Annotated in this window: 21 protein-coding genes; 11 read left to right on the forward strand and 10 right to left on the reverse strand. The window is 70.1% G+C overall.

Translation table 11 applies throughout. From position 1 onward, the window contains the following. The first annotated feature begins 58 nt into the window (after window positions 1–58). The 4 genes from glpX to AC1DXJ_RS02935 are packed head-to-tail and all read left to right on the forward strand — an operon-like array spanning window position 59 to window position 4,236. Entirely contained in the window at window positions 59–1,102 is a 1,044-nt protein-coding gene (gene glpX, locus AC1DXJ_RS02920; protein ID WP_477613478.1) for a class II fructose-bisphosphatase, read from the forward strand. Next, window positions 1,099–2,019 carry a carbohydrate kinase family protein gene (locus AC1DXJ_RS02925; protein ID WP_477613479.1) on the forward strand — a complete coding sequence of 307 codons (921 nt, stop codon included), beginning with the start codon at window positions 1,099–1,101 and terminating at the stop codon, window positions 2,017–2,019. The genes glpX and AC1DXJ_RS02925 overlap by 4 nt, the downstream gene beginning before the upstream one ends. Window positions 2,020–2,041: 22 nt before the next feature. Continuing rightward, a complete protein-coding gene (locus AC1DXJ_RS02930; RefSeq protein WP_477613480.1) occupies window positions 2,042–3,727 on the forward strand; it encodes a fumarate hydratase in 1,686 nt (561 codons plus the stop codon). Next, entirely contained in the window at window positions 3,724–4,236 is a 513-nt protein-coding gene (locus AC1DXJ_RS02935; protein ID WP_477613481.1) for a beta-class carbonic anhydrase, read from the forward strand. Before AC1DXJ_RS02930 ends, AC1DXJ_RS02935 begins: the two co-directional genes overlap by 4 nt. Window positions 4,237–4,242: 6 nt before the next feature. Here the strand turns inward: AC1DXJ_RS02935 and AC1DXJ_RS02940 are convergent, their stop codons facing one another. Further along, on the reverse strand, window positions 4,243–4,665 hold the full coding sequence (locus AC1DXJ_RS02940) for an Ohr family peroxiredoxin (protein ID WP_477613482.1): 423 nt from the start codon (window positions 4,663–4,665) through the stop codon (window positions 4,243–4,245). Window positions 4,666–4,812: 147 nt separating this feature from the next. Between AC1DXJ_RS02940 and lhgO the strand changes: the two genes are divergently transcribed. After that, the gene (gene lhgO / locus AC1DXJ_RS02945; RefSeq protein ID WP_477613483.1) at window positions 4,813–6,012 is read left to right on the forward strand and encodes an L-2-hydroxyglutarate oxidase; all 1,200 of its coding nucleotides are present in this window, start codon (window positions 4,813–4,815) and stop codon (window positions 6,010–6,012) included. Window positions 6,013–6,089: 77 nt separating this feature from the next. On the opposite strand, the gene glmM is transcribed toward lhgO, so the two are convergent. From glmM to rplM, 3 genes are all read right to left on the reverse strand, one after another. After that, window positions 6,090–7,445, reverse strand: a complete 1,356-nt coding sequence (glmM, locus tag AC1DXJ_RS02950) for a phosphoglucosamine mutase (RefSeq protein WP_477636311.1) — start codon at window positions 7,443–7,445, stop codon at window positions 6,090–6,092. Between the two features lie 163 nt (window positions 7,446–7,608). Further along, window positions 7,609–8,112, reverse strand: a complete 504-nt coding sequence (rpsI, locus tag AC1DXJ_RS02955; RefSeq protein ID WP_477613485.1) for a 30S ribosomal protein S9 — start codon at window positions 8,110–8,112, stop codon at window positions 7,609–7,611. Between the two features lie 9 nt (window positions 8,113–8,121). Beyond that, on the reverse strand, window positions 8,122–8,565 hold the full coding sequence (rplM, locus tag AC1DXJ_RS02960) for a 50S ribosomal protein L13 (RefSeq protein WP_140743592.1): 444 nt from the start codon (window positions 8,563–8,565) through the stop codon (window positions 8,122–8,124). Window positions 8,566–8,852: 287 nt separating this feature from the next. Between rplM and AC1DXJ_RS02965 the strand changes: the two genes are divergently transcribed. The 3 genes from AC1DXJ_RS02965 to AC1DXJ_RS02975 are packed head-to-tail and all read left to right on the forward strand — an operon-like array spanning window position 8,853 to window position 11,502. After that, window positions 8,853–9,464: an ArsR/SmtB family transcription factor gene (locus AC1DXJ_RS02965; protein ID WP_477613486.1), complete on the forward strand. Its 612-nt coding sequence runs from the start codon at window positions 8,853–8,855 to the stop codon at window positions 9,462–9,464. After that, window positions 9,461–10,807 (forward strand): MFS transporter, encoded by a 1,347-nt coding sequence (locus AC1DXJ_RS02970; RefSeq protein ID WP_477613487.1) that lies wholly within the window; start codon window positions 9,461–9,463, stop codon window positions 10,805–10,807. Before AC1DXJ_RS02965 ends, AC1DXJ_RS02970 begins: the two co-directional genes overlap by 4 nt. A gap of 35 nt (window positions 10,808–10,842) precedes the next feature. Then, on the forward strand, window positions 10,843–11,502 hold the full coding sequence (locus AC1DXJ_RS02975; protein WP_477613488.1) for an LmeA family phospholipid-binding protein: 660 nt from the start codon (window positions 10,843–10,845) through the stop codon (window positions 11,500–11,502). A 4-nt stretch (window positions 11,503–11,506) separates the two neighbouring features. Here AC1DXJ_RS02975 and AC1DXJ_RS02980 read toward each other — a convergent pair whose 3' ends face one another. Both AC1DXJ_RS02980 and AC1DXJ_RS02985 read right to left on the reverse strand, forming a co-directional pair. Next, complete coding sequence (locus AC1DXJ_RS02980; RefSeq protein WP_477613489.1) at window positions 11,507–14,599, reverse strand: pullulanase X25 domain-containing protein; 3,093 nt, start codon at window positions 14,597–14,599, stop codon at window positions 11,507–11,509. Window positions 14,600–14,712: 113 nt separating this feature from the next. After that, window positions 14,713–16,395: an ABC-F family ATP-binding cassette domain-containing protein gene (locus tag AC1DXJ_RS02985; RefSeq protein WP_477613490.1), complete on the reverse strand. Its 1,683-nt coding sequence runs from the start codon at window positions 16,393–16,395 to the stop codon at window positions 14,713–14,715. A 190-nt stretch (window positions 16,396–16,585) separates the two neighbouring features. On the opposite strand from AC1DXJ_RS02985, the gene AC1DXJ_RS02990 reads away from it, so the two are divergent. Further along, window positions 16,586–17,458, forward strand: a complete 873-nt coding sequence (locus AC1DXJ_RS02990; protein ID WP_477613491.1) for a hypothetical protein — start codon at window positions 16,586–16,588, stop codon at window positions 17,456–17,458. 89 nt (window positions 17,459–17,547) lie between these two features. On the opposite strand, the gene AC1DXJ_RS02995 is transcribed toward AC1DXJ_RS02990, so the two are convergent. Beyond that, on the reverse strand, window positions 17,548–18,198 hold the full coding sequence (locus tag AC1DXJ_RS02995) for a TetR/AcrR family transcriptional regulator (RefSeq protein WP_477613492.1): 651 nt from the start codon (window positions 18,196–18,198) through the stop codon (window positions 17,548–17,550). A gap of 61 nt (window positions 18,199–18,259) precedes the next feature. Here AC1DXJ_RS02995 and AC1DXJ_RS03000 point away from each other — a divergent pair, with 61 nt between their 5' ends. Then, window positions 18,260–18,844 (forward strand): dimethylsulfonioproprionate lyase family protein, encoded by a 585-nt coding sequence (locus AC1DXJ_RS03000; RefSeq protein ID WP_477613493.1) that lies wholly within the window; start codon window positions 18,260–18,262, stop codon window positions 18,842–18,844. A 19-nt stretch (window positions 18,845–18,863) separates the two neighbouring features. Here AC1DXJ_RS03000 and truA read toward each other — a convergent pair whose 3' ends face one another. Next, on the reverse strand, window positions 18,864–19,733 hold the full coding sequence (gene truA / locus AC1DXJ_RS03005) for a tRNA pseudouridine(38-40) synthase TruA (RefSeq protein WP_477613494.1): 870 nt from the start codon (window positions 19,731–19,733) through the stop codon (window positions 18,864–18,866). Window positions 19,734–19,799: 66 nt separating this feature from the next. Here truA and AC1DXJ_RS03010 point away from each other — a divergent pair, with 66 nt between their 5' ends. After that, window positions 19,800–20,999: an MFS transporter gene (locus tag AC1DXJ_RS03010; protein WP_477636312.1), complete on the forward strand. Its 1,200-nt coding sequence runs from the start codon at window positions 19,800–19,802 to the stop codon at window positions 20,997–20,999. A 359-nt stretch (window positions 21,000–21,358) separates the two neighbouring features. On the opposite strand, the gene rplQ is transcribed toward AC1DXJ_RS03010, so the two are convergent. After that, complete coding sequence (gene rplQ / locus AC1DXJ_RS03015) at window positions 21,359–22,078, reverse strand: 50S ribosomal protein L17, sunset domain variant (RefSeq protein WP_477613496.1); 720 nt, start codon at window positions 22,076–22,078, stop codon at window positions 21,359–21,361. A 65-nt stretch (window positions 22,079–22,143) separates the two neighbouring features. Continuing rightward, on the reverse strand, window positions 22,144–23,178 hold the full coding sequence (locus AC1DXJ_RS03020) for a DNA-directed RNA polymerase subunit alpha (protein WP_477613497.1): 1,035 nt from the start codon (window positions 23,176–23,178) through the stop codon (window positions 22,144–22,146). Window positions 23,179–23,188: the final 10 nt, after the last annotated feature.

A 23,188-nucleotide genomic window follows, 5' to 3' on the forward strand; every position in this document is an offset into this window, starting at 1 on the left:
CGCCCCCGCCACCGATAGGCTGCACGCGCTCACCCGTCGCCGTGTGAAGGATCGATGCATGTCCGAGCAGCACCTCCCCTCGTCCCTGCGCGTGGGTGTCGAGGCACCTGACCGCAACCTCGCCCTCGAGCTGGTGCGGGTGACCGAGGCAGCCGCCATGGCCGGTGGCCGCTGGGTCGGCCGCGGCGACAAGAACGGCGCCGACGGCGCCGCCGTCGAGGCCATGCGCGCGCTCATCAGCACGGTGTCGATGAAGGGCGTCGTGGTCATCGGCGAGGGCGAGAAGGACGACGCCCCCATGCTCTACAACGGCGAGGAGGTCGGCGACGGCGTCGGTCCCGAGTGCGACGTCGCCGTCGACCCGATCGACGGCACGACGCTCACGGCCAAGGGCCAGTCCAACGCCGTCTCGGTGCTCGCCGTGTCGGAGCGCGGGTCGATGTACGACCCCAGCGCCGTCTTCTACATGGACAAGCTCGTCACCGGTCCGGAGGCCGCCGACGTCGTCGACATCCGCCTCCCGGTCGCCGAGAACATCAAGCGGATCGCCAAGGCCAAGAAGGAGACCGTCGAAGACGTCACGGTGGTCATGCTCGACCGCCCCCGCCACCAGCAGCTCGCCGCGGACGTGCGCGACGCCGGGGCACGGCTGCGCTTCATCTCCGACGGCGACGTGGCCGGCGCGATCATGGCGGCCCGCGACGACACCGGCATCGACCTCCTCCTCGGCATCGGCGGGACGCCCGAGGGGATCATCACGGCCTGTGCGATCAAGTGCCTCGGCGGCGTCATCCAGGGCCGGCTGTGGCCGCAGGACGACGACGAGCGCCAGCGCGCCGTCGACGCGGGGCACGACCTCGACCGGGTGCTGTCGACCGACGACCTGGTCACCGGCGAGAACTGCTTCTTCGTGGCCACCGGCATCACCGACGGCGAGCTGCTCAAGGGGGTTCGCTACCGCGCGGGCGGGGTGACGACCCACTCCCTGGTGATGCGCTCCAAGTCCGGAACCATCCGGCTCATCGAGAGCCACCACCAGCTCGCCAAGCTGCGCGCCTACTCGTCCATCGACTTCGACCACGCCCGCGGGGCCTCGTCGTGACCCGCCCCCGCGTCCTCGTGGTGGGCGAGGCCCTCATCGACATCGTGATCGACCCGGACGGCGAGTTGGTGGAACACGTCGGAGGCAGCCCTGCCAACGTCGCGGTAGGCCTGGCCCGGCTCGACCACCCCGTCGACCTCGCCACGTCGCTGGGCCACGACCCGCGCGGGGAGCGCATCGCCGGGCACCTGGCCCGCCACGGCGTGACCGTGCTCCCCACGAGCCGCGGGGACGACCCCACGTCCACGGCCGTGGCTCGGCTCGACGCGTCGGGTGCCGCCACCTACGTGTTCGACCTGCACTGGAACCTCCCGCCCATCCAGCCCGCCGACGGCACTGGCCACCTGCACACCGGTTCGATCGGGGCCGTCCTGGCGCCCGGCGCCACCAGCGTGCTCGAGGGCCTGCGGACCATGCGTGAGCTGGGCACCGTCTCCTACGACCCCAACATCCGCCCGGGGATCATGGGCGACCTCGACGACGTGCGCGAGCAGGTCGAGGGCATCATCGCCCTCGCCGACGTGGTCAAGGCCAGCGAGGACGACCTCGAGCTGCTGTATGCCGGGCAGGCACCCTCCGAGGTGATGGCCCACTGGGGCGAGCTCGGTGCCTCGCTCTGCGTCGTCACGCGCGGCGAGCACGGCGTCGTCTTCCGCGTGACGGGGACCGGAGAGGAGGGCAGCGCCGCAACCGCAGCCGAACGGGTCGTCGACACCGTCGGGGCCGGCGACTCCTTCATGGCCGGGCTCATCTCCGGCCTGCTCGCCTCCGGCCTGCTGGGCGACCCGGGTGCGCGCGAGCGCCTCCGCAGCGCGACACTGGAGGACGTCCGACCGGCCGTCGCCCGTGGCACAGCCACCAGCGGGGTCACGGTCGGGAAGGCCGGGGCCTACGCCCCCGCCCTCGACGAGCTGTAGACCAAGGAGAACATCCCCAACCATGCCCGAGAACGACTTCGACTACGCGGACCTGCTGCCGATCGGCCCGGACGAGACCGAGTACCGCCTGGTCACCACAGAAGGCGTCTCCACCGTCGAGGGACCCGGCGGACGCACGTTCCTGCAGGTCGAGCCCGAGGCGCTGCGGACGCTCACCGAGACGGCCATGCACGACATCGCGCACTACCTGCGCCCCGCGCACCTGGCCCAGCTGCGTCGCATCATCGACGACCCGGACGCGAGCAACAACGACAAGTTCGTGGCGCTGGACCTCCTCAAGAACGCCAACATCGCCGCCGGCGGTGTCCTGCCCATGTGCCAGGACACCGGCACGGCGATCGTGATGGGCAAGCGCGGCCAGCACGTGCTCACGGCGGGCACCGACGAGCGCGCCATCGCCGGCGGGGTCTACGACGCCTACACCCGCCTCAACCTCCGCTACTCGCAGATGGCGCCCATCACCACGTGGGAGGAGAAGAACACCGGCTCCAACCTCCCCGCCCAGATCGAGCTCTACGCCGACACCGCCGAGGGGCACGAGACGGCATACAAGTTCCTGTTCATGGCCAAGGGCGGTGGCAGCGCCAACAAGTCGTTCCTCTACCAGGAGACCAAGGCGGTCCTGAACCCCGAGCGCATGCTCGCCTTCCTCGACGAGAAGCTGCGCAGCCTCGGCACCTCCGCGTGCCCGCCGTACCACCTGGCCATCGTCATCGGCGGCACGAGTGCCGAGTTCGCCCTCAAGACAGCCAAGTACGCGTCGGCCAAGTACCTCGACGAGCTGCCCAGGGAGGGGTCCATCGCGGCGCACGGGTTCCGCGACACCGAGCTCGAGGAGCAAGTCCTCGAGCTGACCCGCAACTTCGGCATCGGCGCCCAGTTCGGCGGCAAGTACTTCTGCCACGACGTCCGGGTCGTCCGGCTCCCGCGCCACGGCGCGTCGCTCCCCATCGCCATCGCCGTCTCCTGCTCGGCCGACCGCCAGGCGCTGGGCAAGATCACCCCCGAGGGTGTCTTCATCGAGGTCCTGGAGCGCGACCCCGCGCGGTTCCTGCCCGAGACGACCGAGGAGCACCTCGAGGACGAGGGCGACGACGTCGTGCGCATCGACCTCAACCGGCCGATGGACGAGATCCGCGAGGAGCTCACGAAATACCCTGTCAAGACACGACTTTCGCTCTCCGGTCCGCTGGTCGTGGCCCGCGACATCGCGCACGCCAAGATCAAGGAGCGGCTCGACGCCGGCGACGGCATGCCTCAGTACCTCAAGGACCACGCCGTCTACTACGCCGGCCCGGCGAAGACGCCGGAGGGCTATGCGAGCGGCTCGTTCGGCCCGACGACAGCCGGTCGGATGGACTCCTACGTCGACCAGTTCCAGGCTGCCGGCGGCTCGATGGTGATGCTGGCCAAGGGCAACCGCTCCAAGCAGGTCACCGATGCGTGCGACACGCACGGGGGCTTCTACCTCGGTTCGATCGGCGGTCCGGCCGCCCGGCTCGCCCAGGACTGCATCAAGTCGGTCGAGGTGCTGGAGTACCCCGAGCTCGGCATGGAGGCCGTCTGGAAGATCGAGGTCGAGGACTTCCCCGCCTTCATCGTCGTCGACGACAAGGGCAACGACTTCTTCGCGTCCACCATCAAGCCGATGGCCATGTCCATCCCCAAGCGACCGGGACTCCTGTGAACGAAACTCCTGCCCCCCAAGGATTCGACGACCTCCTCGCCGCGAACGAGGCGTTCGCCGCCCGCTTCACGCTCGGCGGCTTCGACGGCATCGCGCACCGCGGCGTCGCCGTGGTCACCTGCATGGACTCGCGCATCGACCCGCTGCGGATGCTCGGCCTGTCCCCGGGCGACGCCAAGATCTTCCGCAACCCCGGTGGGCGCATCACGGCCAACGCCCTCGAGGCGCTGGTCCTCGGCGTGCACCTGCTCGGGGTCGAGCGCATCCTCATCGTCCCCCACACCCGGTGCGCGATGGCCAGCAACACCGAGGCCGAGCTGCGCGAGCGCGTCGGTGCCTCGGCCGGTCAGGACGCCTCGTGGCAGGGGTTCCACGTCATCGACGACCAGCGGGAAGCGCTGCTCGCCGACGTGCGCGCCGTCCGGTCGCACCCCCTCATCGGCGACCAGGTCGCCGTGGGCGGCTTCATGTACGACGTCGACACCGGCCTGCTGTCGCGGCTGGTCTGACCGCACTCAGGCGAGGGCGACCGTGACGTCGATGTTGCCGCGGGTGGCCTTGGAGTAGGGGCAGCGCTCGTGGGCGGCGTCGACAAGCTGCTGGGCGGTGCCGCGGTCGAGGCCCGGCACGTCCGCGACGAGGGCGACCGCGAGACCCACACCCGTGTCGGTCTTCCCGAGCGTCACGGTGGCGGTGACGGTCGAGTCCGAGGTGTCCAGACCCATCGCCGTGGCCACCGAGTTGAGGGCGTTGCCGAAACAGGCGGCGAAGCCGGAGGCAAAGAGCGTCTCGGGGTTGGCCTTGGGGTTGGCCTTGCTGCCGGGCTTGCCCAGCTTGAGGTGGACGACTCCGTCCTCGCTCGTGACGTGGCCGGCCCTGCCGCCCTGGGCGGTGGCCGCGATGGAGTAGAGCGGTTCGGTGAGTGACTCGTGGGGCATGGCGCTCGCCTTCGGTGGGGTGACGGGTGGTGACATCCTCGGCTCACCAACCGGTCGTGACAACCGCTGGCCGGCCATGGGCATTCCGGCGCGCCGATCATGGTCGTTCCGCCACGGGTCCGTCCCGGCCGGTTCTACGCTGGGCGCATGCCGACGCCGCTGCGCTATCTCGTGATCGGCGGCGGGATCATCGGGCTCGCCGTCGCGGAGCGGCTGTGCCGAGAGCACCCTGACGCCCACGTCACGCTGGTCGAGAAGGAGTACCGCTGGGCGGCCCACCAGACCGGGCGCAACAGTGGGGTGATCCACTCGGGGCTCTACTACGCGCCCGGCTCGAAGAAGGCTCTGATGTGCCGAGCCGGCGCCGCATCGATGGTTGCCTTCGCGGAGGAGGAGGCCATCCCCCACGAGATCTGCGGCAAGCTCGTCGTGGCCACGCGCGAGGACGAGCTGCCGGGTCTGGCGCGCCTGCAGGAGCGCGGCCTCGCCAACGGTCTGGTCGTCAACAGGCTGACCGGGGAACAGGCCAGGGAGAACGAACCGCACGTCAGCGCGCTCGCCGCCCTCCACGTTCCCGCGACGGGGATCATCGACTACGGCGCCGTGTGCGAGGCCCTCGTGCGGCGCCTCGAACGGGCAGGCGCCACCCTCATACTGGGGGCCGAGGTCCTCGGTGCCGTCCGCTCGGCGGCCACGACCATCGTGCGCACCACGGCGGGCGACATCGCGGCGGACCTCGTCGTGGCCTGCGCCGGTCTGCACTGCGACGAGGTCGCGCGCCGCCTGGGCCACCAGCCCTCGGCCCGCATCGTGCCGTTCCGCGGCGAGTACTTCGAGCTGACGCCCGAAGCGACACCGCTCGTGCGAAACCTCATCTACCCCGTACCCGACCCGGACTTCCCGTTCCTCGGCGTGCACCTCACCCGGGGCATCGGTGGGCACATCCACGCCGGGCCGAACGCCGTGCTCGCGTTCGCCAGAGAGGGGTACGACTGGCGCACCGTCAAGCTGCGTGAGCTGCGCGACACCCTGACCTACCCGGGCTTCTGGCGGCTCGCCGCCCGCAACTACCGCGCCGGCTCCGCGGAGATCGTGCGGTCCCTGTCCCGCCACCGGTTCGCCGACAGCCTGCGCCGCCTCGTCCCCGACGTGCGCGACGAACACCTGGTGCCGGCCCCGGCAGGGGTCCGCGCCCAGGCCATGAAGCGCGACGGCTCGCTGGTCGACGACTTCCTGATCGAGCGTTCCGGCTCGGTCGTGCACGTCCTCAACGCCCCGTCGCCGGCCGCGACCAGCTCCTTCGAGATCGCCCGGCACATCGTCGGCCTCCTCGACGAGTCCGCTTAAGCCAGCAACGCTTTTCGAGCAGATATGCCGGGTGGGGACCATCCGGCACGCCTCGCCTCGCGGCGCGCGGTGTGGCGTCAGAGGGAGAGTCGGGCCTTGACGACCTCGACGAGACGGTCGGCCACTGCCTGGGCCTGCTGCTGCTCGCCGGCTTCGACCATGACACGGACGACAGGCTCGGTGCCGGACTTGCGCAGCAGCACCCGACCGGTGCCGGCGAGCGCCACCTCCTCGGCCTTGACGGCCTGCTGGAGCTCCTCGTCGGACTCGACGCGAGACTTGTCGACGTCCTTGACGTTGATCAGGACCTGAGGCAGGCGGCGCATCACGGTGGCCAGCTCGGAGAGCGGCCGACCGGTCTCGGCCACGCGAGCAGCCAGCATCAGGCCGGTGAGGACACCGTCGCCCGTGGTGCCGTGGTCGAGGAAGATGACGTGGCCGCTCTGTTCGCCACCCAGGGAGTACGACGACGCCCGCATGTCCTCCAGGACGTAGCGGTCGCCCACCGCGGTCTGCCGCATCGCGATCCCCTCGCGCTCCATGGCCTGGAGCAGACCCAGGTTGCTCATCACCGTGGCGACCAGCGTGTCCTTGGCGAGGGCTCCCCGCGACTTCAGGGACACCGCGAGGATGGCCATGATCTGGTCGCCATCGACCTCGACGCCGTTCGCGTCCACGGCGAGGCAGCGGTCGGCGTCCCCGTCGTGGGCGATGCCGAGGTGCGCACCGCGGCGGAGCACGGCGGCCTTGAGGTGGTCGAGGTGGGTCGAGCCGTATCCGTCGTTGATGTTGAGGCCGTCGGGCTCGGTGCCGATCTCGAACACCTCGGCGCCGGCCAGCCGGAACACCTCGGGCGAGACCGAGCTCGCCRCTCCGTGGGCACCGTCGATGACGACCTTGATGCCGTCGAGCCGGTTGGGCAACACCGTGAGGAGGTGGGAGATGTAGCGGGTGTGCCCGTCGGGCATCGTCACGACCCGACCCACGTCGGCGCCGGTGGGGCGGTCCCACTCCTGGTCCAGCCGGGCGGCGATCTCGTCCTCGATCTGGTCGTCGAGCTTGTGACCACCTGCGGCGAAGAACTTGATGCCGTTGTCGGGCATGGCGTTGTGCGACGCCGACAGCATCACGCCGAAGTCGGCATGGGTGTCCCCGGTGAGGAACGCGATGGCGGGCGTCGGCAGCACGTTCGCGTGGTAGACGTCGACCCCGGCCGAGGCCAGGCCCGCGATCACGGCGGCAGAGAGGAACTCACCCGAGGCGCGGGGATCCCGGCCGACCACGGCCTTGGGGCGGCGACCGGCGCGGCGGGCGTCGTCACCGAGGACGTGCGCTGCCGCCACGCTGAGCCGCAGCGCGAGCTCGGCCGTGATGTCGACGTTCGCGAGGCCGCGAACACCATCGGTACCGAAGAGTCGTGCCGTTGTGGGCATGGAGGGGAGCCTTTCCGACGATCAGGGTGCGCACCCGGCATACCTCGTCGGCCTGGCCCGGGCACACGGACGCAACTGGAGCGAACCTACTCCTGACAACGCCGCAGGCGGCACCCGAACTGTCGGGTGCCGCCTGGGGCGGTGCTGCTGGCAGGAGCCAGGATCAGCGCTTGGAGTACTGCGGAGCCTTGCGGGCCTTCTTGAGACCAGCCTTCTTGCGCTCCGGGACGCGGGCGTCACGGGTGAGGAAGCCGGCCTTCTTGAGCGCCGGACGGTTCAGCTCCTCGTCGATCCCGTTGAGCGAGCGGGCCACGCCGAGGCGGACCGCGCCGGCCTGGCCGGAGGGGCCACCACCGTGGACGCGCACGAGCACGTCGTAGGCACCGTCGAGCTCGAGCAGCGTGAGCGGCTCGTTGACGATCTGCTGGTGGACCTTGTTGGGGAAGTACGCCTCGAGCGTGCGGCCGTTGATCTTCCACTCGCCGGTGCCGGGGACGATGCGCACGCGGGCGATGGCCTGCTTGCGTCGACCGGTCGCGGCGCCGGGCGCCGTGGCGCTCGCGCGACGGGTGGGCTCGTCGGAGACGGGGCCCTCGGACTCGGAGGTGTACTCGGTCAGCTCGACCTCGTCACCCTCGACAGGGGTCTCAGTGTTGATATCAGTCACAAGAAATCCTTACTGGGAGACCTGGGTGATCTCGAACGGGACGGGCTTCTGGGCGCTGTGCGGGTGCTCGGAGCCGGCGTAGACCTTGAGGTGGGTCAGCTGCTCACGACCGAGCGTGGTGTGCGGGAGCATGCCGCGGACGGCCTTCTCCACGGCCTTGGCCGGGCTCTTGGCGAGCAGCTCGGTGTAGGAGGTGCTCTTGAGGCCGCCCGGGAAGCCGGAGTGGCGGTAGGCCTTCTTCTGCTCGAGCTTGGCGCCGGTGAGGGCGACCTTCTCGGCGTTGATGATGATGACGAAGTCGCCACCGTCAACGTGCGGGGCGAACGTGGTCTTGTGCTTGCCGCGCAAGAGGATCGCGGTCTGGCTCGCCAGGCGACCCAGGACGATGTCCGTGGCGTCGATGACGTGCCAGGTGCGAGTGACCTCGGCCGGCTTCGGGGTGAAGGTGCGCAAAGTTCTGAACCTTTACATCGGTCATGTCTGGGAAATGCGGTGGTCATGAGGAACTGCGATGGTTCGGTATGCCGTGTGCGCCCGAGGCGCACGGACCGCTGGGCGGTCCGGGGTGTCGCCTTTCGAGGGCGCACGGCACAACAGTGCTCAAGTTTACGGGCAACGCGCTGTGCACCCAAATCGCCTCTGACAGCCCGGGAAACAGCCCCTGACCTGCGGCGATACCCATGCACATTTTTGTTGCACACTACTTGTGCAAACGAACTATGCAAAGGTATTGTGCACGCATGGCCCCCTCCACCACGAAGATCGGCGACCTGACCGGCCTGCGGCTCGACGCCGCCGCGCTCAAGGTCCTCGCCCACCCCCTGCGGTCACGACTGCTGAGCGCACTGCGCATCGACGGCCCGGCGACCGCCACCGACCTCGCCACCCGGCTCTCGACCAACTCGGGGGCGACGTCCTACCACCTGCGCAAGCTCGAGTCGGTGGGCCTGGTCTCGGACACCGGCGAGGGTGAGGGCAAGCGACGGCTCTGGCAGGCGGCCACCGACTTCCACACCTGGGAGGCGAGCGACTTCGCCGGCGACGAGGACTCCGAGACGGCGCTCAACTGGCTGGTGCGCGACTACGCCCGCCACTTCGCCCAGCAGTTCGAGCGCTGGCTCGATGTCCAGGAGACCTGGCCCCTCGAGTGGCGGGACGCGGCGGGGATGAGCGACAACTTCGTCGTCGCCACCCCCGAGCAGGTGGAGCAGCTGAAGGTCGAGCTCGACGAGCTCCTCCTCAAGTACCGCCGCGTGGGGCAGGGCAACCCGAAAGCACGGCGGCTGGCCGTCTACAGCGCCATCTACCCGCTGGACCTCGACCGGGTCCCGACCGGCAAGGACATGTCGTGACCACCCTCTCCCCCACAGCCGCCAAGCGGGTCTTCCTGATCCTCAGCACGACCCGGTGGCTCCCCGTCGGTTTCGTGGTCGGCATCTTCACCCTCGTCGCCCGCGAGCGCGGCCTCACCATCCAGCAGATCACGCTCTACATGACCGCGCAGGGGATCATGGTCTTCCTGCTCGAGCTGCCGACGAGCGGCTTCGCCGATGCGCTCGGCAGGCGTCCGCTCCTGCTGGTCGCCGGGGTGGTCAACATCGGCGCCGGCGTGGCCTTTCTCTTCGCCCAGTCCTTCTGGCAGTTCGCCCTGTCGGCCGGCCTGATGGGGGTCTACCGGGCGCTGGACTCCGGGCCCCTCGAGGCCTGGTACGTCGACACGGTTCACGAGCGCGAACCAGGGGCCGACGTCCACCGCGCCATGTCTGCTCAGGGCGTGCTGGTCGGGATCGGCATGGGTGGCGGTGCACTCGTGTCGGGTGCCTTGGTCGCCTGGCACCCGTTCCGCGACTCGAGCGCGCTGCTCCTGCCGATCCAGGTCTTCGTGGCCTTGTGCGTCGTGCACCTGGTCGCCACCGTCGTGCTGCTGCTCGAGACCCCGCGCAGCGACAGCAAGATGCGGGCCCGGCTGGCCGACTCGGTCCGTGAGACGCCCGTGGTGGTGCGCGACGGCGTCCTCCTGGTGACCCGCAACCGCGTGTTGGCCGGGCTGGTCACGGTCGAGCTCTTCTGGGTCATCGGGATGATGGCCTACGAAACGCTGATGCCCCTGCGCCTGTCCGACCTCCTCGGCTCGGAGGCCAGGGCCGGAGCGTGGATGGGCCCGGCGGCGGCGGGAGGCTGGGCGTTGTTCTCGGTCGGGTCCTGGCTCGGCGGGCGCGCAGCCGACCGCTTCGGGCTGGTGCAGGCCGCCGTGCTCGGTCGCGTGCTCAACGGCCTGGGCGTCGTGGCGATGGGTCTGGTCCTGGGGCCTGCCGCCCTCATCGCGGCCTACCTCGTGACCTACTCGCTGCACGGGGCTGCCAGTCCCGCGTACATGGGCCTGATGCACCGCGAGGCGAGCGCGAAGAACCGAGCGACGATCCTGTCCCTGGGCTCCCTCGTCATGCAGGCGGGCGGCGCTGTCGCGGGTCCCCTGCTCGGCCTCCTGGCTGCGCGCACGTCGATCGCCACGGCGATGGTCGTCGCGGGGGCCATCAGCACCCTGGGCTTCGTCTGCTTCCTCCCGGCCTGGCGCCGGCGGCCCGCCCAGCCGGTCGAGGGGCGCGACGTGGAGGAGCGCGAGGTGGAGGGGCGCGACGTGGAGGAGCTCGAGGTGGGACAGCGCGAGGTCGAGGACGCCGCCACCACCCAGTGAGCCGGCAGGGTCGCCAGCACGGGAGAGGATGGGGCATGCGCAGGTTCCTGCTCGGTCTCCTCACCGGACTGCTGGCCGCTGCCCTCCTCCTCGGGGCAGGGGTTGCGGCCCTGGTGCTGTCCGTCCCTCACGACGACCCGCCACCGAGCCCGCCGCCGGTGGCGATCCCCGGCGCACCCACGCGGCTCGGACAGGGACAGACCTGGCTGTCGACAGTCGCCCTCGACAGCGCCGCCGTCCTCACGGCTGACGGCCCGCTCACCGACGTGCGCGCGACAGGGCGCGAGGTGAGCCTCACCGAGCGGGGCCTCACCGCGGGCAGCCTGACCATCGACGCCGTCCTCCCCTTCGCGTCCGCCGGCGCGCAGGTGGGCGACGGCGTGGTGCTGTATGCCGCGGGGTCGGGCCACGCGGGCCTGCGCCGGACCGTGACGTTGCTGGGTCGCGACGTACCGGTGACCGCGACGGGCACCGTGCGCGCCGAGGACGGCCTGCTCGTGATCGAGCCGGAGACGGTGGACCTGGGCGGCCCGGACCTCCTCAACACCGCGGCCTCGGCTGCCGTGCGCCGCCTCGTGACCGTGCGTCAGCAGGTCGAGGGACTGCCCCAGGGCATGCGCCTGACCAGCGTCGAGGTGGTCGCGGGAGGCTTCCGCGTGCACCTCGAAGGCCGTCGCATCGCGTTGGTCAGCTAGCCCCTCACTCGCTCGTCACCGTCGTGAGGTGCGACACCGAGTCGAAGCTGAAGGTCGTCGTCGCGCCGGCAGCAGGCACGGTCAGGGCGATGTTGCCCGGACCACCGCCGTCCCCGTAGCTCTCGGCGAACGACAGCCCGTAGGCCACCTTGAACTCGTAGTCGCCGGCGGGGATCAGCTTCGTGGACCACGTGAAGACACCGTCACCGTCCTTGTCCTGCAACCACGGTCGCATGCAGGAGGGCTGCCAGTCGGCGGAGCAGCCGAGCTCGGACTGGAAGGTGCCCGGCGCCGTGACGATCAGCCCCTGTTCGTCGGACGTCGCCCAGTGGGTCGTGGGGTCGTAGTAGAAGGTCACCTTGCCGTCGTCGGTGTCGTAGGAGATGTTCGCGCCGTCGCGAATCCCCTTGTCGCCGTAGTTCTCCGCCCAGCCGCCATCGAGAGCGGCCTTGTAGGAGTAGGACCCTGCGGGGAGGGTGAAGGCCTTCTTCCAGATGCCGTCGTTGGGGTCGAACGCCAGCATGGCCTGGGTGCACGCAGGCATCCAGTCCTCCGAGCAACCCATCTCGGAGTTGTGCGTGCCGGCCACCGTGACGCTGGTCGGCTGCGTGGGAGGCCGGTCACCGTTGTCGATCACCGGCTGGGGCGGGTTCGCGACCACAGCCCAGGTGGAGTCGGCGGCGACCCGGCCAGCGGCGTCCTTGGTGACGGCCCGGTACTCGAGGTAGGTGTCGACCGGGAAGCCCGAGACGTCGTGGAACACGCGGAACGGAGCGTTGTCGTCGGTGCCCAGGGTCGTCCAGGTCGACGTCCCGACCGGCCGGTAGAGGAAGGTCGTCTGGGCGAAGGTGCTGGCCTGGACCTTCGCCGTGATCTCGGCGCGGCCGTAGATGCCGTGGCCACCGTCTGCGCCGACCACCTCGGCCTGGACGGTCGGGACCGCGCCGGAGGTGGCGATGGCCTTGTTGGCCCGCCACACGCTCACCGTGAGCGGCGGGACGGTGACGGTGACCGACCCGTCAGCCTTCGGCTTGGTCGCGGTGTCGGTGCCGAACACCGGCGTGAACACGACCCCGTTGCCCTTGCTCCACGTCGGGAACGTGGCCGTGGAAGCCTTGGTGTCGTTGTTGGCCGCGACCACGTACTCGACCTTCTGCCCCGCGTCGATGCGGGACACCGCGAAGATTCCGGCACCGTCGGCGGCATACCTGTTGATCTGGGCACCGTCCGCGAGCGCAGGGTGCTTGGCCCGGACCTGGGACAGTGCCGCGATGTGCTGGTAGATCGGGTTGGTGGTGCCGTACCGGTCCATGGAGCCGTCGGGGCCGCCGAGCACCGTCTCGTTGTTGTAGAGGGCGACCTTGCTCGCGAACATGTCCTCGCGCGCGGCCTGGTCACCACCGGTGCTCACGAAGCCCTGCTCGTCGCCGTAGTAGGTGACCGGGTTGCCGCGTGTCGTGAACATGAGCGAGTCCGCGAACTGGACCCGCTTGAGGTGCTCGGCCTCGGTGGTCGCCGAGTCCTTGAGGAACATCGCGACGCGGCCCATGTCGTGGTTCCCGAGGAACGTCGGCAGCTGGTAGGCGTTGCTGTCGGCGTCGGTGTACCAGTCGTCCTTGGCGAAGAAGTCGGCCAAGGTCTTGGCGGGCCGGCCCTTGGCGAAGTCGACGCCCTGCTGCTGGAACCCGAAGTCGAGGGTGGCCTGGAGCTTGCCGGCCGTCGTGTACTCGGACATGACCGCGGGGTTTCCGTCGAAGACCTCGCCGAAGGCGAAGAAGTCCTGCTTCCCGGCCTGCTTGGCATGGCCGAGGATGTCGGGGATGAACTTCTGCCAGAACTCGAGGTTCACGTGCTTGACGGTGTCGATGCGGAACCCGTCGATGCCGAAGTCGACCCACTTCTTGTAGATGTCGCCCATGCCCTTGACGACCTCGGGGCGCTCGGTGAACAGGTCGTCCAGTCCCGAGAAGTCGCCGTAGGTCGAGGACTCGCCGGCAAAGGTCGAGTCACCTCGGTTGTGGTACATCAGCGGGTTGTTCAGCCACGCCGGGACCTTGGCGGTGTCGCCGCCCGGGTGGAAGAAGGGCACGTACGGGAACGACGTGGCCGGGTTCATCTCCGGGAACGCCTTGTCGATGTAGGCACGGTCGTCGAAGGTCGTGCCCGATGCGTCCTTGTACGGGAACCTGCCCTTGGACCGGTACGTGTACTTGCCGCCCTCGTAGTCGATGACGTCGGCCGTGTGGTTCGTGATGATGTCGAAGAAGACCTTCATGCCCTTGGCGTGGGCCGCGGCGATCAGCGACGTCATGTCGGCGTTGGTTCCCAGGTGCGGGTCGATCTGCGTGAAGTCGGTGACCCAGTAGCCGTGGTACCCGGCGCTCTCCTGCCCCGGGCCGCCCTGCACCGCCTTGTTCTTGAAGCTCGGCGTCAGCCAGATCGCTGTGGTGCCAAGGCCTTTGATGTAGTCGAGCTTGCTCTCGACGCCCTTGAGGTCGCCACCGTGGTAGAAGCCCTTGGCGGTCGGGTCCAGACCCGTCGTCAAGGGTCCACCCGTCAACCCTCCGGCGTCGTTGGCCGTCGAGGCGTTGGCGAACCGGTCGGCCATGACGAAGTAGAAGCGCTCACGGGTCAGGGAGGAGCGCAAGGAGCTCTTCGCGTATGCCGCGTCGGCGGCCGTCGTGCCCCCGGCAAGGTCTGCGGGGGCGAAGGAGACCACGTGGCTCGTGTCGTCGTAGCTGAACGCCACCCGCATCGGGCTGAGCAGCTTGAGCGAGAGGTTCGCCCCGTCGGGCTTGCCGTCCACCCCGTAGTTGACCGCCCACGAGTCGTTGATGGCGACCTTGAAGGCCCACGTCCCCGCTGGCACGGTGAAGGTGCTCGCATAGGTGGCAGTGGTGCCGACCCGGGCCAGCTTGGAGGCGTCGCACGGAGGCGACCAGTCCTCGAAGCAGCCGAGCTCGGTCTGCAGGTCTCCGACGAGGGTGACCGTTGCGGTCGGTGGCACCGCCACCGCGGGAGACCCCGACACCACCCCCGAACCGATCGCGAGGGCTGCACCCAGCAGCACGGCATACAGACGGCGTGGACCTGGCATGTGATGCTCCTCCGAGGTCGCGGCGCGACTCCTTCGGCGCGCTGCGGTGCCTCGCACGCTAGCTGCGAAAACCTTTACACGCATCCCCACGGTGACGCTCCGTGGGGGCCGGTTCAGCGGGCGCGGACGACCCGGCCCTCGTCCCAGACCGGTTCGTCCGATTCGTAGACCCTGCCGTCGGCACCGAAGACCAGGAACCGGTCGAAACCACGGGCGAACCACCGGTCGTGGGTGACGGCGATGACGGTCCCCTCGAACGCCGCGAGCCCCTCCTCGAGGGCCTCGGCCGAGTGCAGGTCGAGGTTGTCCGTCGGCTCGTCGAGCAGCAGGCAGGTCGCGCCGGACAGCTCGAGGAGCAGGATCTGGAACCTCGCCTGCTGGCCGCCCGAGAGCGACTCGAAGGTCTGCTCGCTGGCGCGGGCCAGGCCGTACCGGTCGAGAACCCGGGCCGCCTCCTCGCGGGGACGTCCGGTGCGGTGCTCGTCGCCGCGGTGCAGGATCTCGAGCAGGGTCCGGCCGACGAGGGCCGGCTGCTCGTGGGTCTGGGCGAACCAGCCGGGCCGCACCCTCGAGCCCAGCCGCAGGCGACCGGTGTGCGTCACCGACACCGGTTGGATGTCGCCGACCGGGCGGTGCTCGGCGTCGGGATCGCTCCCGCCGGCGGCCACGAGGCGCAGGAAGTGGGACTTGCCCGAGCCGTTGCTGCCCAGGACCGCGACCCTCTCGCCGAACCAGATCTCGAGGTCGAACGGCTTCATCAGGCCGGTCAGCTCGAGCCGCTCGGCAATGACGGCTCGCTTCGCGGTGCGACCACCCTTGAGCCGCATGTTGACGTTCTGGCGCAGGGGCGTCTCCTGCGGGGGCCCGACCTCCTCGAACTTGCGCAGGCGCGTCTGGGCGGCGTGGTAGCGCGGCGCCATCCCGTCGTTGTACTTGGCCTTGACCTTGAGCATCTGCACCAGGTCCTTGATCTTCTGGTGCTCCTCGTCCCAGCGTCGACGCAGCTCCTCGAGGCGAGAGTTCCGGTCCTCGCGAGCCTGGTGGTAGGTCGCGAACCGGCCGGGGTGGACCCACAGGGTCGAACCGGCCCCGCCTGGTTCGAGGGTGGCGACCCTCGTCGCCACCCGGTTGAGCAGCTCCCTGTCGTGGCTGACGAACAGCACGGTCTTCGGCGAGGCGATGAGCTGGTCCTCCAGCCACCGCTTGGCCGGCACGTCGAGGTAGTTGTCCGGCTCGTCGAGCAGCAGCACCTCCTCGGGGCCGCGCAGCAGCGCCTCGAGGACGACCCGCTTCTGCTCTCCACCCGACAGGGTGGTGACCTTGCGCCACTGGGCCTTGTCGAACGGCATACCAAGGGCTGCGACGGTGCAGACGTCCCACAGCGTCTCGTAGTCGTAGCCGCCCACGTCGCCCCACGCCACCAGTGCGTGGGCGTAGGCCATCTGGTCGGCCTCGCTGTCACGCTCCATCATCAGCAGCTCGGTGCGGTCGATCTCGGCCGCCGCCTCGCGCACCGGCGCCGGCGCCACGGAGAGCAGCAGGTCACGCACCGTCGACTCGTCGCGCACCTGGCCGACGAACTGGCGCATCACGCCGAGGCCCCCGGAGCGGGTCACCGCCCCCTCGTGGGCCACCAGGTCCCCAGCGATGATCCGTCCGAGCGTCGTCTTTCCCGTGCCGTTGGGGCCGATGAGCGCGACCTTGGCACCCTCTCCCACCCGCAGCGAGACGTCGCTGAGCAGCGGCCTGCCGTCGGGCAGGGTGAAGTTCACGGTGTTGATGTCGAGGTGTCCCACGGGGTCAAGGGTGCTCTACTCGACCACCGCACGTCATCTCAGTTGTCTGGCTGGGCGAACCAGCACAAAGGGACTAGACGACCTTAAAGGCTTGGCCAAGTTGGTCAGGGGCACTGCGGCCGGCCCCCGATGATGGGCGAGGTCGTCGAAAGGACAACGTGTGCCACGCCCCGCATCTCCCCTCCGCCTCATGGCTATGGTCGCCCTCGTGGCGATCGTCGGTGCCGTCGGTGTGACGGTGGCAGGTCAGGCGATGGCTGCCCCGCTGACCGCGGTCGACCGCGCGGGTCGCCCTGCGGCCGCACGAGCCATGTGGGTCTGGGACACCTCCGACCCACAGGCGGTCGTCACCCTCGCGACGGCCCGCGGGATCGGCCAGCTGTATGCCGCCGTGCCCCCGCACGTGGACACCTCGCCGAAGCTCGCCGAGCTGCAGCAGCTCGTCGCCCTGGCCGACGCGGCCGGCTTGCGCGTCGACGCCCTCGGTGGCGACCCGGGATGGGTCGACAACCCGGCGTGGGTGGTCACCAACTGGCTGCGACCGACGCTCGCGACCGGCCTGTTCACGGGTCTCCACGTCGACATCGAGCCCTACACGACCCCCGCCTGGACGAAGAACCGCAAGGCCGTCATCACGAAGTACCTCGCCACCCTCGACACCCTGCGCACCGCCGCGGCGGGCACGGCGATCGAGGCGGACATCCCCTTCTGGTTCGACGAGGTCGCCGCGAACGGCTCGACGCTGGACCTCGAGATCATGCGACGCAGCGATGCAGTCGCCGTGATGGCCTACCGCAACCACGCCGACGGACCGGACGGGACGATCGCCCTGGCCTCGGCCGAGGTGGCGGCAGGCGCCCAGCTCGGCCGCCCGGTGCGGATCGGCCAGGAGACGAACGTCCTGGGCGTCGACCCCACCGAGGTCAAGCAGACCTTCGCCGGGATGACCCGCACCCAGATGGAGGTCCAGCTGGCTGCGGTCACGGCGGCCTTCTCGACGTCGCCCACCTTCGCCGGTCTGGCGATCCACGACTCACGCGGCTACGCGTCCCTGGCTCCCTGAGCCCCGGGGCGAGCCGGCCTGCTCCCGCGTGGCTGGCTCGCCCCCGCACCCTCACCCTCACCCGGCGAACCGCACGCGACAGGGGCCCCTCAGGGGTCGCCGGTGAGCAGCATCCGACACCACAGGTCGTCAAGGTGGGCGGCGTAGCGCTGCGCCGACCAGCCGCGTGAGTCCAGGAGCAGCCAGTACTCCGGCCCGTTGGTCGACCAGACGATGTCGGCGACCTCGCGGTCGGTCAGGTCGGCCCGCAGGTGACCGGTCGACCGGAGGTCCGCGGCGAAGAGCAGCATGTTCGCTGCCCTCCGCTCCACGAGCCGGGCCCACGCCTGCGCGCACTTCTCGTCGGCGTCGCCCGCGCGACGCAAGGCGTCGATGAGCGGCGCCGTCCGCGGCATCAGCCGACCGAGCGACGCGGCATACACGGCGATCTTGGCCCGGCCCGACGGCGCAGCCCGCACCGCGCGGACGTAGTCGCGCTGCTCTGCCGGGATCGGCTCGTCGGAGGAACCCAGCACCATGTCGATCACCGCCACCATCAGCTCGGGCTTGCGCCCGACGCTGGCGTACACGGTGTCGACCGACACCCCTGCCCGTGCAGCGATCTGAGCCACCGTCGTGGCGGCATACCCGTTGTCCGACAACAGGTCTCGCGCCGCCGCCAGTACGTCGCGGCGGGTGCGGGCAGCCCGCTCGGCGCGGACGGGCGAGGTGTAGCGCCGAGGCTTGACGGAGTCGCTCATAGGGCATACCTTACCAATATTCGCCCGAATCCGTTTCGGATGAATATTCGGGAGGAACCCCATGACCGAGAAGTCGACGCCCGCCACGGCCCCCACCGCCACCGCTACCGCCACCGCCACCGCCGCCGAGCGCGACGACGAGGCCATGCCACAACCCCGGGCGGTCTTCCGGCGCCAGGGATCTGCGCGCGGCACCTGGGCCATGGGCTCGCTCTTCGAGCACCTGCTGACGGCGCAGGAGTCCGGGGGCAAGCTCGGCGTTGCCCTGGTCACCCAGCCTCCGGGCATCGCGACACCCCTGCACCGCCACCACCGTGAGGCGGAGGCGTTCTACCTCCTGGACGGCAGCATGACCTACCGCGCGGGGGACGAGGTCTTCCACCTGACCGAGGGTGACTTCATCTGGTTGCCGCCGATGCTCCCCCACGCTTTCCGCGTCACGGGCGACCGGCCGGTGCGCTTCCTCGGGCTGGCCGACCCCGGTCACCTCTTCGGGCTCTACGACGAGGTCGGCCTGCCGGCCGGCGAGCTCCGCCTGCCTGGCGCTGACGGGCGACCCATGGCGGAGGAGATCCCGCGCTGGAACGCCGTCGGGCCGAAGTACGGACTCGAGGTGGTCGGGCCGCCGCTGCCCGAGGACGCCTGAGCCAAGCCCAGGTGTCGGGTCAGCCGAGGGTTCGCCTGACCCGCGACTCCCTGGCGCGGACAGCCAGCCCCGGGTCGTCGGGGTAGACGACCTCCTCGAGCGAGAGACCGTGCGGCGGCATCACCACGACAGCGGCGTCCCGGACCGCCGCCCGCATCACCTCGGCCGGCCAGTCCACCGGGCGGCGCCCCTCGCCCACCGGCACCACGGCCCCCACCAGTGAGCGCACCATGGAGTGGCAGAACGCGTCAGCCACCACCGTCGCCTCGAGCGTGCCGTCCTCGGCTCGCCGCCACGAGTAGTCGAGCAGGGTCCGCACCGTGGTCGCGCCTTCCCGCCTCTTGCAGAACGCCCCGAAGTCGTTCAGCCCCAACAGCTTCTGTGCCGCCGCGTGCATGGCGTCGACGTCGAGGGTGCGCTTGGTGACAACCGTGTCGCGGCGACGAAGCGGGTCCGCCAGCTCCGGTCGGTCCGCCAGTCGGTAGAGGTACCGCCTCTGCAGCGCCGAGAACCGCGCGTCGAAACCCTCGGCGGCGACGGCCACGGCCCGCATGCCGATGTCGGTCGGGAGTATGCCGCGCAGCCGGCTCAACGCCGCCTCCTCGGGAGTGCGGGTCGAGCGACCTGGCAACAGCGCCCAGCCGGCCGGCTGCGGGTCGAGGTGTGCCACCTGACCGCGCGCGTGGACCCCGGCATCCGTGCGCCCAGCGACGGTCAGCCGCACCGGCTCCTCGGCGCGCAGGATGGTGCTCAGGGCAGCGGACAGCACGCCTTCCACGGTGCGCAGGCCCGGCTGGGCCGCCCACCCGGAGAAGTCGGTGCCGTCGTAGCCGAAGTCGAGCCGGATCCGCAGGGGCGCAGTCGTCGGCTCCCCCTGCTGCTCGTCCATACGTCAAAGCCTAGCCACGCGCGAGGGTTGGCCCCCGCCTGACCTGACGTCTGCCAGAGTGGCCGGGTGAGGAGTGCCACCGCCCCGCCGCCGACCACCGCCACGCTGCCCCGACACCGCGCAGCGGTCGCCGCCGCCTTTGCCGTGCAGGGCCTGCTGTTCATCTCGCTGACGACGCGGCTGCCGAGGTTCCAGACCATCTGGGACCTCTCGGAGCTGTTCGTCTCGGGCCTGCTGCTCATGGTGGTGCTGCTCGCCGGCGCTGGGTCCGCCCTCGCCGAGCTGGCGGCCACCCGCATGGGCAGCGCCGGCACGCTGCGGGCCGGGTTCGCCCTGCAGGCAGTGGGCCTGGGTGCTGTCGCCGTGGCGCCGCAGCGTGCCGTCTTCGTGGCGGGCCTGGCGGTCTACGGCCTGGGGCTGGGAGYGGTCGACGCGGCCTCCAACATGCAGGCGGTGGCGGTGGAGCACCGCTACGGCCGCACCATCCTGCCGTCCTTCCACGGCGCCTGGACCGCAGGCGGGATCGTCGCAACGCTCGTCACGATCGCCGTGACCCGGCTCGGACTGGTCGCCGGCCTGCTGCCGCTCTGTGTGCTCGCCCTCGGACTGCTCGCGGCACCCCTGCTGCCCGCGAGTGCCGACGCCCCCGCCACCGCCTCGGACAGCCCCGCCCTCGAGGTGCCCTGGCGCAAGATAGCCCTGCTCGGCGCCGCGATGGTCCTCTTCTACATGGTCGACACGGCAGCCACCACGTGGGGGCCGGTCTTCCTCAAGTCGGTGCACGATGCCCCCGACTGGTTGCTCCCCCTCGCGACCCTTCCCTATCTCGTGGCGAGCCTTGGCACTAGGCTCGCGGGCGACGCCGCGGTGGCCAGGGTCGGGGCGGTGCCGCTGCTGCGGATCGGTGCACTCGTCGCCTGCGCGGCGCTGGCCGTCATCGTCTTCTCGCCGTCGTGGCCCGTCGCCGTGCTGGGCTTCACCGTGCTCGGCGGCTCGGTGGCGGTGATCGCTCCCCTGTCCTTCTCCGCGGCGGCAGTCGTCGGCGGCGGTGGGCTCGACCCCGAGGCGCGCCGCGCGAGGGTGGACGCGGTCATCGCCCGGTTCAACCAGTTCAACTACGTCGGCGGCCTGCTCGGCGCGGTCCTCACCGGAGTCGTCGGCTCCGACTCCCTGCGACCGGGCTTCGCCGTGCCGATGGTCCTGATCCTGGCCATCCTCCCGCTCGCCGGCGCCTTCCGCGCAGAGCCGGCCCCCCGGCATACCTGACGCGGTCGACGGGCGGCCTGACGCGCAGGACGCCCGCACTTGTTGCCACACGCACGTCACCAGACCCCCGAAACAGCCCCTCCGTGACCGCCACCCAGCAACAAGTCACAGGACGCCCGCACTTGTTGCCAGACGCACGTCACCAGACCCCCAAAACAGCCCCTCCGTGACCGCCGTCTGGCAACAAGTCGCAGGACGCCCGCACTTGTTGCCGGACGCACGTCACCGGACCCCCGAAACAGCCCCTCCGTGACCGCCACTCAGCAACAAGTCGGAGACCGGACAGGCGACAGGGCCGTCCACCCCGCGTGGGGTGAACGGCCCTGTCGGTATGCCGTGTGGTGCCTGTCGTGCGTAGGTCAGGCGCCGGCCTTGGTGAAGCCAGCGGCCTCTGCGTCGGCAGCAGACTTGAACCAGAACTCGGCCACCGTCTGGTCGAACCACTGACCGTCGGCCTCGTGGTACTTGCCGGAGTCGGCGTTGCCCTTGACGGTGTACTCCGCGTCGGGGGACGAGCCGTCCTCGTTGGCGGCGACGGCGCCGGCCGGGACCTCCTTGGCCGAAGCCTCGGTGGTCTCGGTCGCCTCGGTGGTCTCCTCGGCCTCGGCCTTGGCCTCGTCCTCCGCAGCCTTGGTCTCGGCAGCAGCCTCCTTGGCCTCGGCCTGCTTGGCGGAGCGCTTGGTGGCGGCCTCCGCCTCCTTGACGGTCGCCTTCTTGGCCATCGGCTCGCGGACGAGCTCGATCACGGCCATGGGGGCGTTGTCACCCTTGCGGGCGCCAATCTTGGTGATGCGGGTGTATCCGCCGGGACGCTCGGCCATGTCGGGCGCGATCTCGGTGAAGAGACGGTGCACGACACCCTTGTCGGAGATGACCGACAGGACGCGACGACGGGCGTGCAGGTCACCGCGCTTGGCGAACGTCACGAGACGCTCGGCCAGCGGGCGCAGGCGCTTGGCCTTGGCCTCGGTGGTGGTGATCGAGTCGTGCTCGAACAGCGACTGCGCCAGGTTGGCCAGGATCAGTCGCTCGTGGGCCGGACCGCCGCCGAGACGGGGACCCTTGGTGGGGGTAGGCATGGTTCAGGTTCTCCTTGGTGTGCGAGGGGCGGATGGTCTCCCGCCCGCCCCTCAGCGGCGGTTGGTCAGAGCTGCTCGTCTTCGGCCAGCGAACGGCCGTCGTCAGCGAAGTCGTCGTCGTAGTCGCCGTAGTTGTCAGCGATCGCGCTCGGGTCGAACCCGGGCGGGCTGTCCTTGAGCGCCAGACCCATGCCGACGAGCTTGGCCTTGACCTCGTCGATCGACTTCGCACCGAAGTTGCGGATGTCGAGCAGGTCCGCCTCGCTGCGACCCACGAGCTCACCCACGGTGTGGATGCCCTCACGCTTGAGGCAGTTGTAGGACCGGACGGTGAGGTCGAGGTCCTCGATCGGCAGCGCGAGGTCGGCGGCCAGGGCGGCGTCGGTCGGGGACGGGCCCATGTCGATGCCCTCGGCCTCGACGTTGAGCTCACGGGCCAGCCCGAACAGCTCGACCAGGGTCTTGCCGGCCGAAGCCATGGCGTCACGCGGGGCCATCGAGTTCTTGGTCTCGACGTCGACGATGAGCTTGTCGAAGTCGGTGCGCTGCTCGACACGGGTGGCCTCGACCTTGTAGGTCACGGCCAGTACGGGCGAGTAGATGGAGTCGACCGGGATGCGGCCGATCTCCTGGTCACCGGACTTGTTCTGGTTGGCCGAGACGTAGCCGCGACCGCGCTCGACGGTCAGCTCCATCTCGATCTTGCCCTTGCCGTTGAGCGTGGCGATGTGCAGGTCGGGGTTGTGCACCTCGACCCCGGCCGGCGGCGCGATGTCCGCGGCGGTGACGGCGCCCGCACCCTGCTTGCGCAGGTACATGACGACCGGCTCGTCGTGCTCCGAGGAGACGACCAGGCCCTTGATGTTGAGGATGATCTCGGTGACGTCTTCCTTGACCCCGGGGATCGTGGAGAACTCGTGCAGCACGCCGTCGATGCGGATGCTGGTCACGGCTGCGCCGGGGATGCTCGACAGGAGCGTGCGGCGCATGGAGTTGCCGAGCGTGTAGCCGAAGCCGGGCTCGAGGGGCTCGATGACGAAGCGGCTGCGGTTGTCTGCAACCACGTCTTCGCTGAGGGATGGGCGCTGTGCAATGAGCACGGGTATTTCC

This window comes from Pedococcus sp. P2_D9 (assembly GCF_056404275.1).

Bases quoted from the DNA above. Each gene is read 5' to 3' on its own strand.
- AC1DXJ_RS02965 (WP_477613486.1), top strand. From the start codon at position 8,853: ATGGCCCCCTCCACCACGAAGATCGGCGACCTGACCGGCCTGCGGCTC.
- rplQ (WP_477613496.1), bottom strand. From the start codon at position 22,078: ATGCCTACCCCCACCAAGGGTCCCCGTCTCGGCGGCGGTCCGGCCCAC.
- AC1DXJ_RS02995 (WP_477613492.1), bottom strand. From the start codon at position 18,198: ATGAGCGACTCCGTCAAGCCTCGGCGCTACACCTCGCCCGTCCGCGCC.
- AC1DXJ_RS02980 (WP_477613489.1), bottom strand. From the start codon at position 14,599: ATGCCAGGTCCACGCCGTCTGTATGCCGTGCTGCTGGGTGCAGCCCTC.
- AC1DXJ_RS02990 (WP_477613491.1), top strand. From the start codon at position 16,586: ATGGCTATGGTCGCCCTCGTGGCGATCGTCGGTGCCGTCGGTGTGACG.
- AC1DXJ_RS03000 (WP_477613493.1), top strand. From the start codon at position 18,260: ATGACCGAGAAGTCGACGCCCGCCACGGCCCCCACCGCCACCGCTACC.
- truA (WP_477613494.1), bottom strand. From the start codon at position 19,733: ATGGACGAGCAGCAGGGGGAGCCGACGACTGCGCCCCTGCGGATCCGG.
- AC1DXJ_RS02940 (WP_477613482.1), bottom strand. From the start codon at position 4,665: ATGCCCCACGAGTCACTCACCGAACCGCTCTACTCCATCGCGGCCACC.
- glpX (WP_477613478.1), top strand. From the start codon at position 59: ATGTCCGAGCAGCACCTCCCCTCGTCCCTGCGCGTGGGTGTCGAGGCA.
- AC1DXJ_RS02975 (WP_477613488.1), top strand. From the start codon at position 10,843: ATGCGCAGGTTCCTGCTCGGTCTCCTCACCGGACTGCTGGCCGCTGCC.
- AC1DXJ_RS02930 (WP_477613480.1), top strand. From the start codon at position 2,042: ATGCCCGAGAACGACTTCGACTACGCGGACCTGCTGCCGATCGGCCCG.
- lhgO (WP_477613483.1), top strand. From the start codon at position 4,813: ATGCCGACGCCGCTGCGCTATCTCGTGATCGGCGGCGGGATCATCGGG.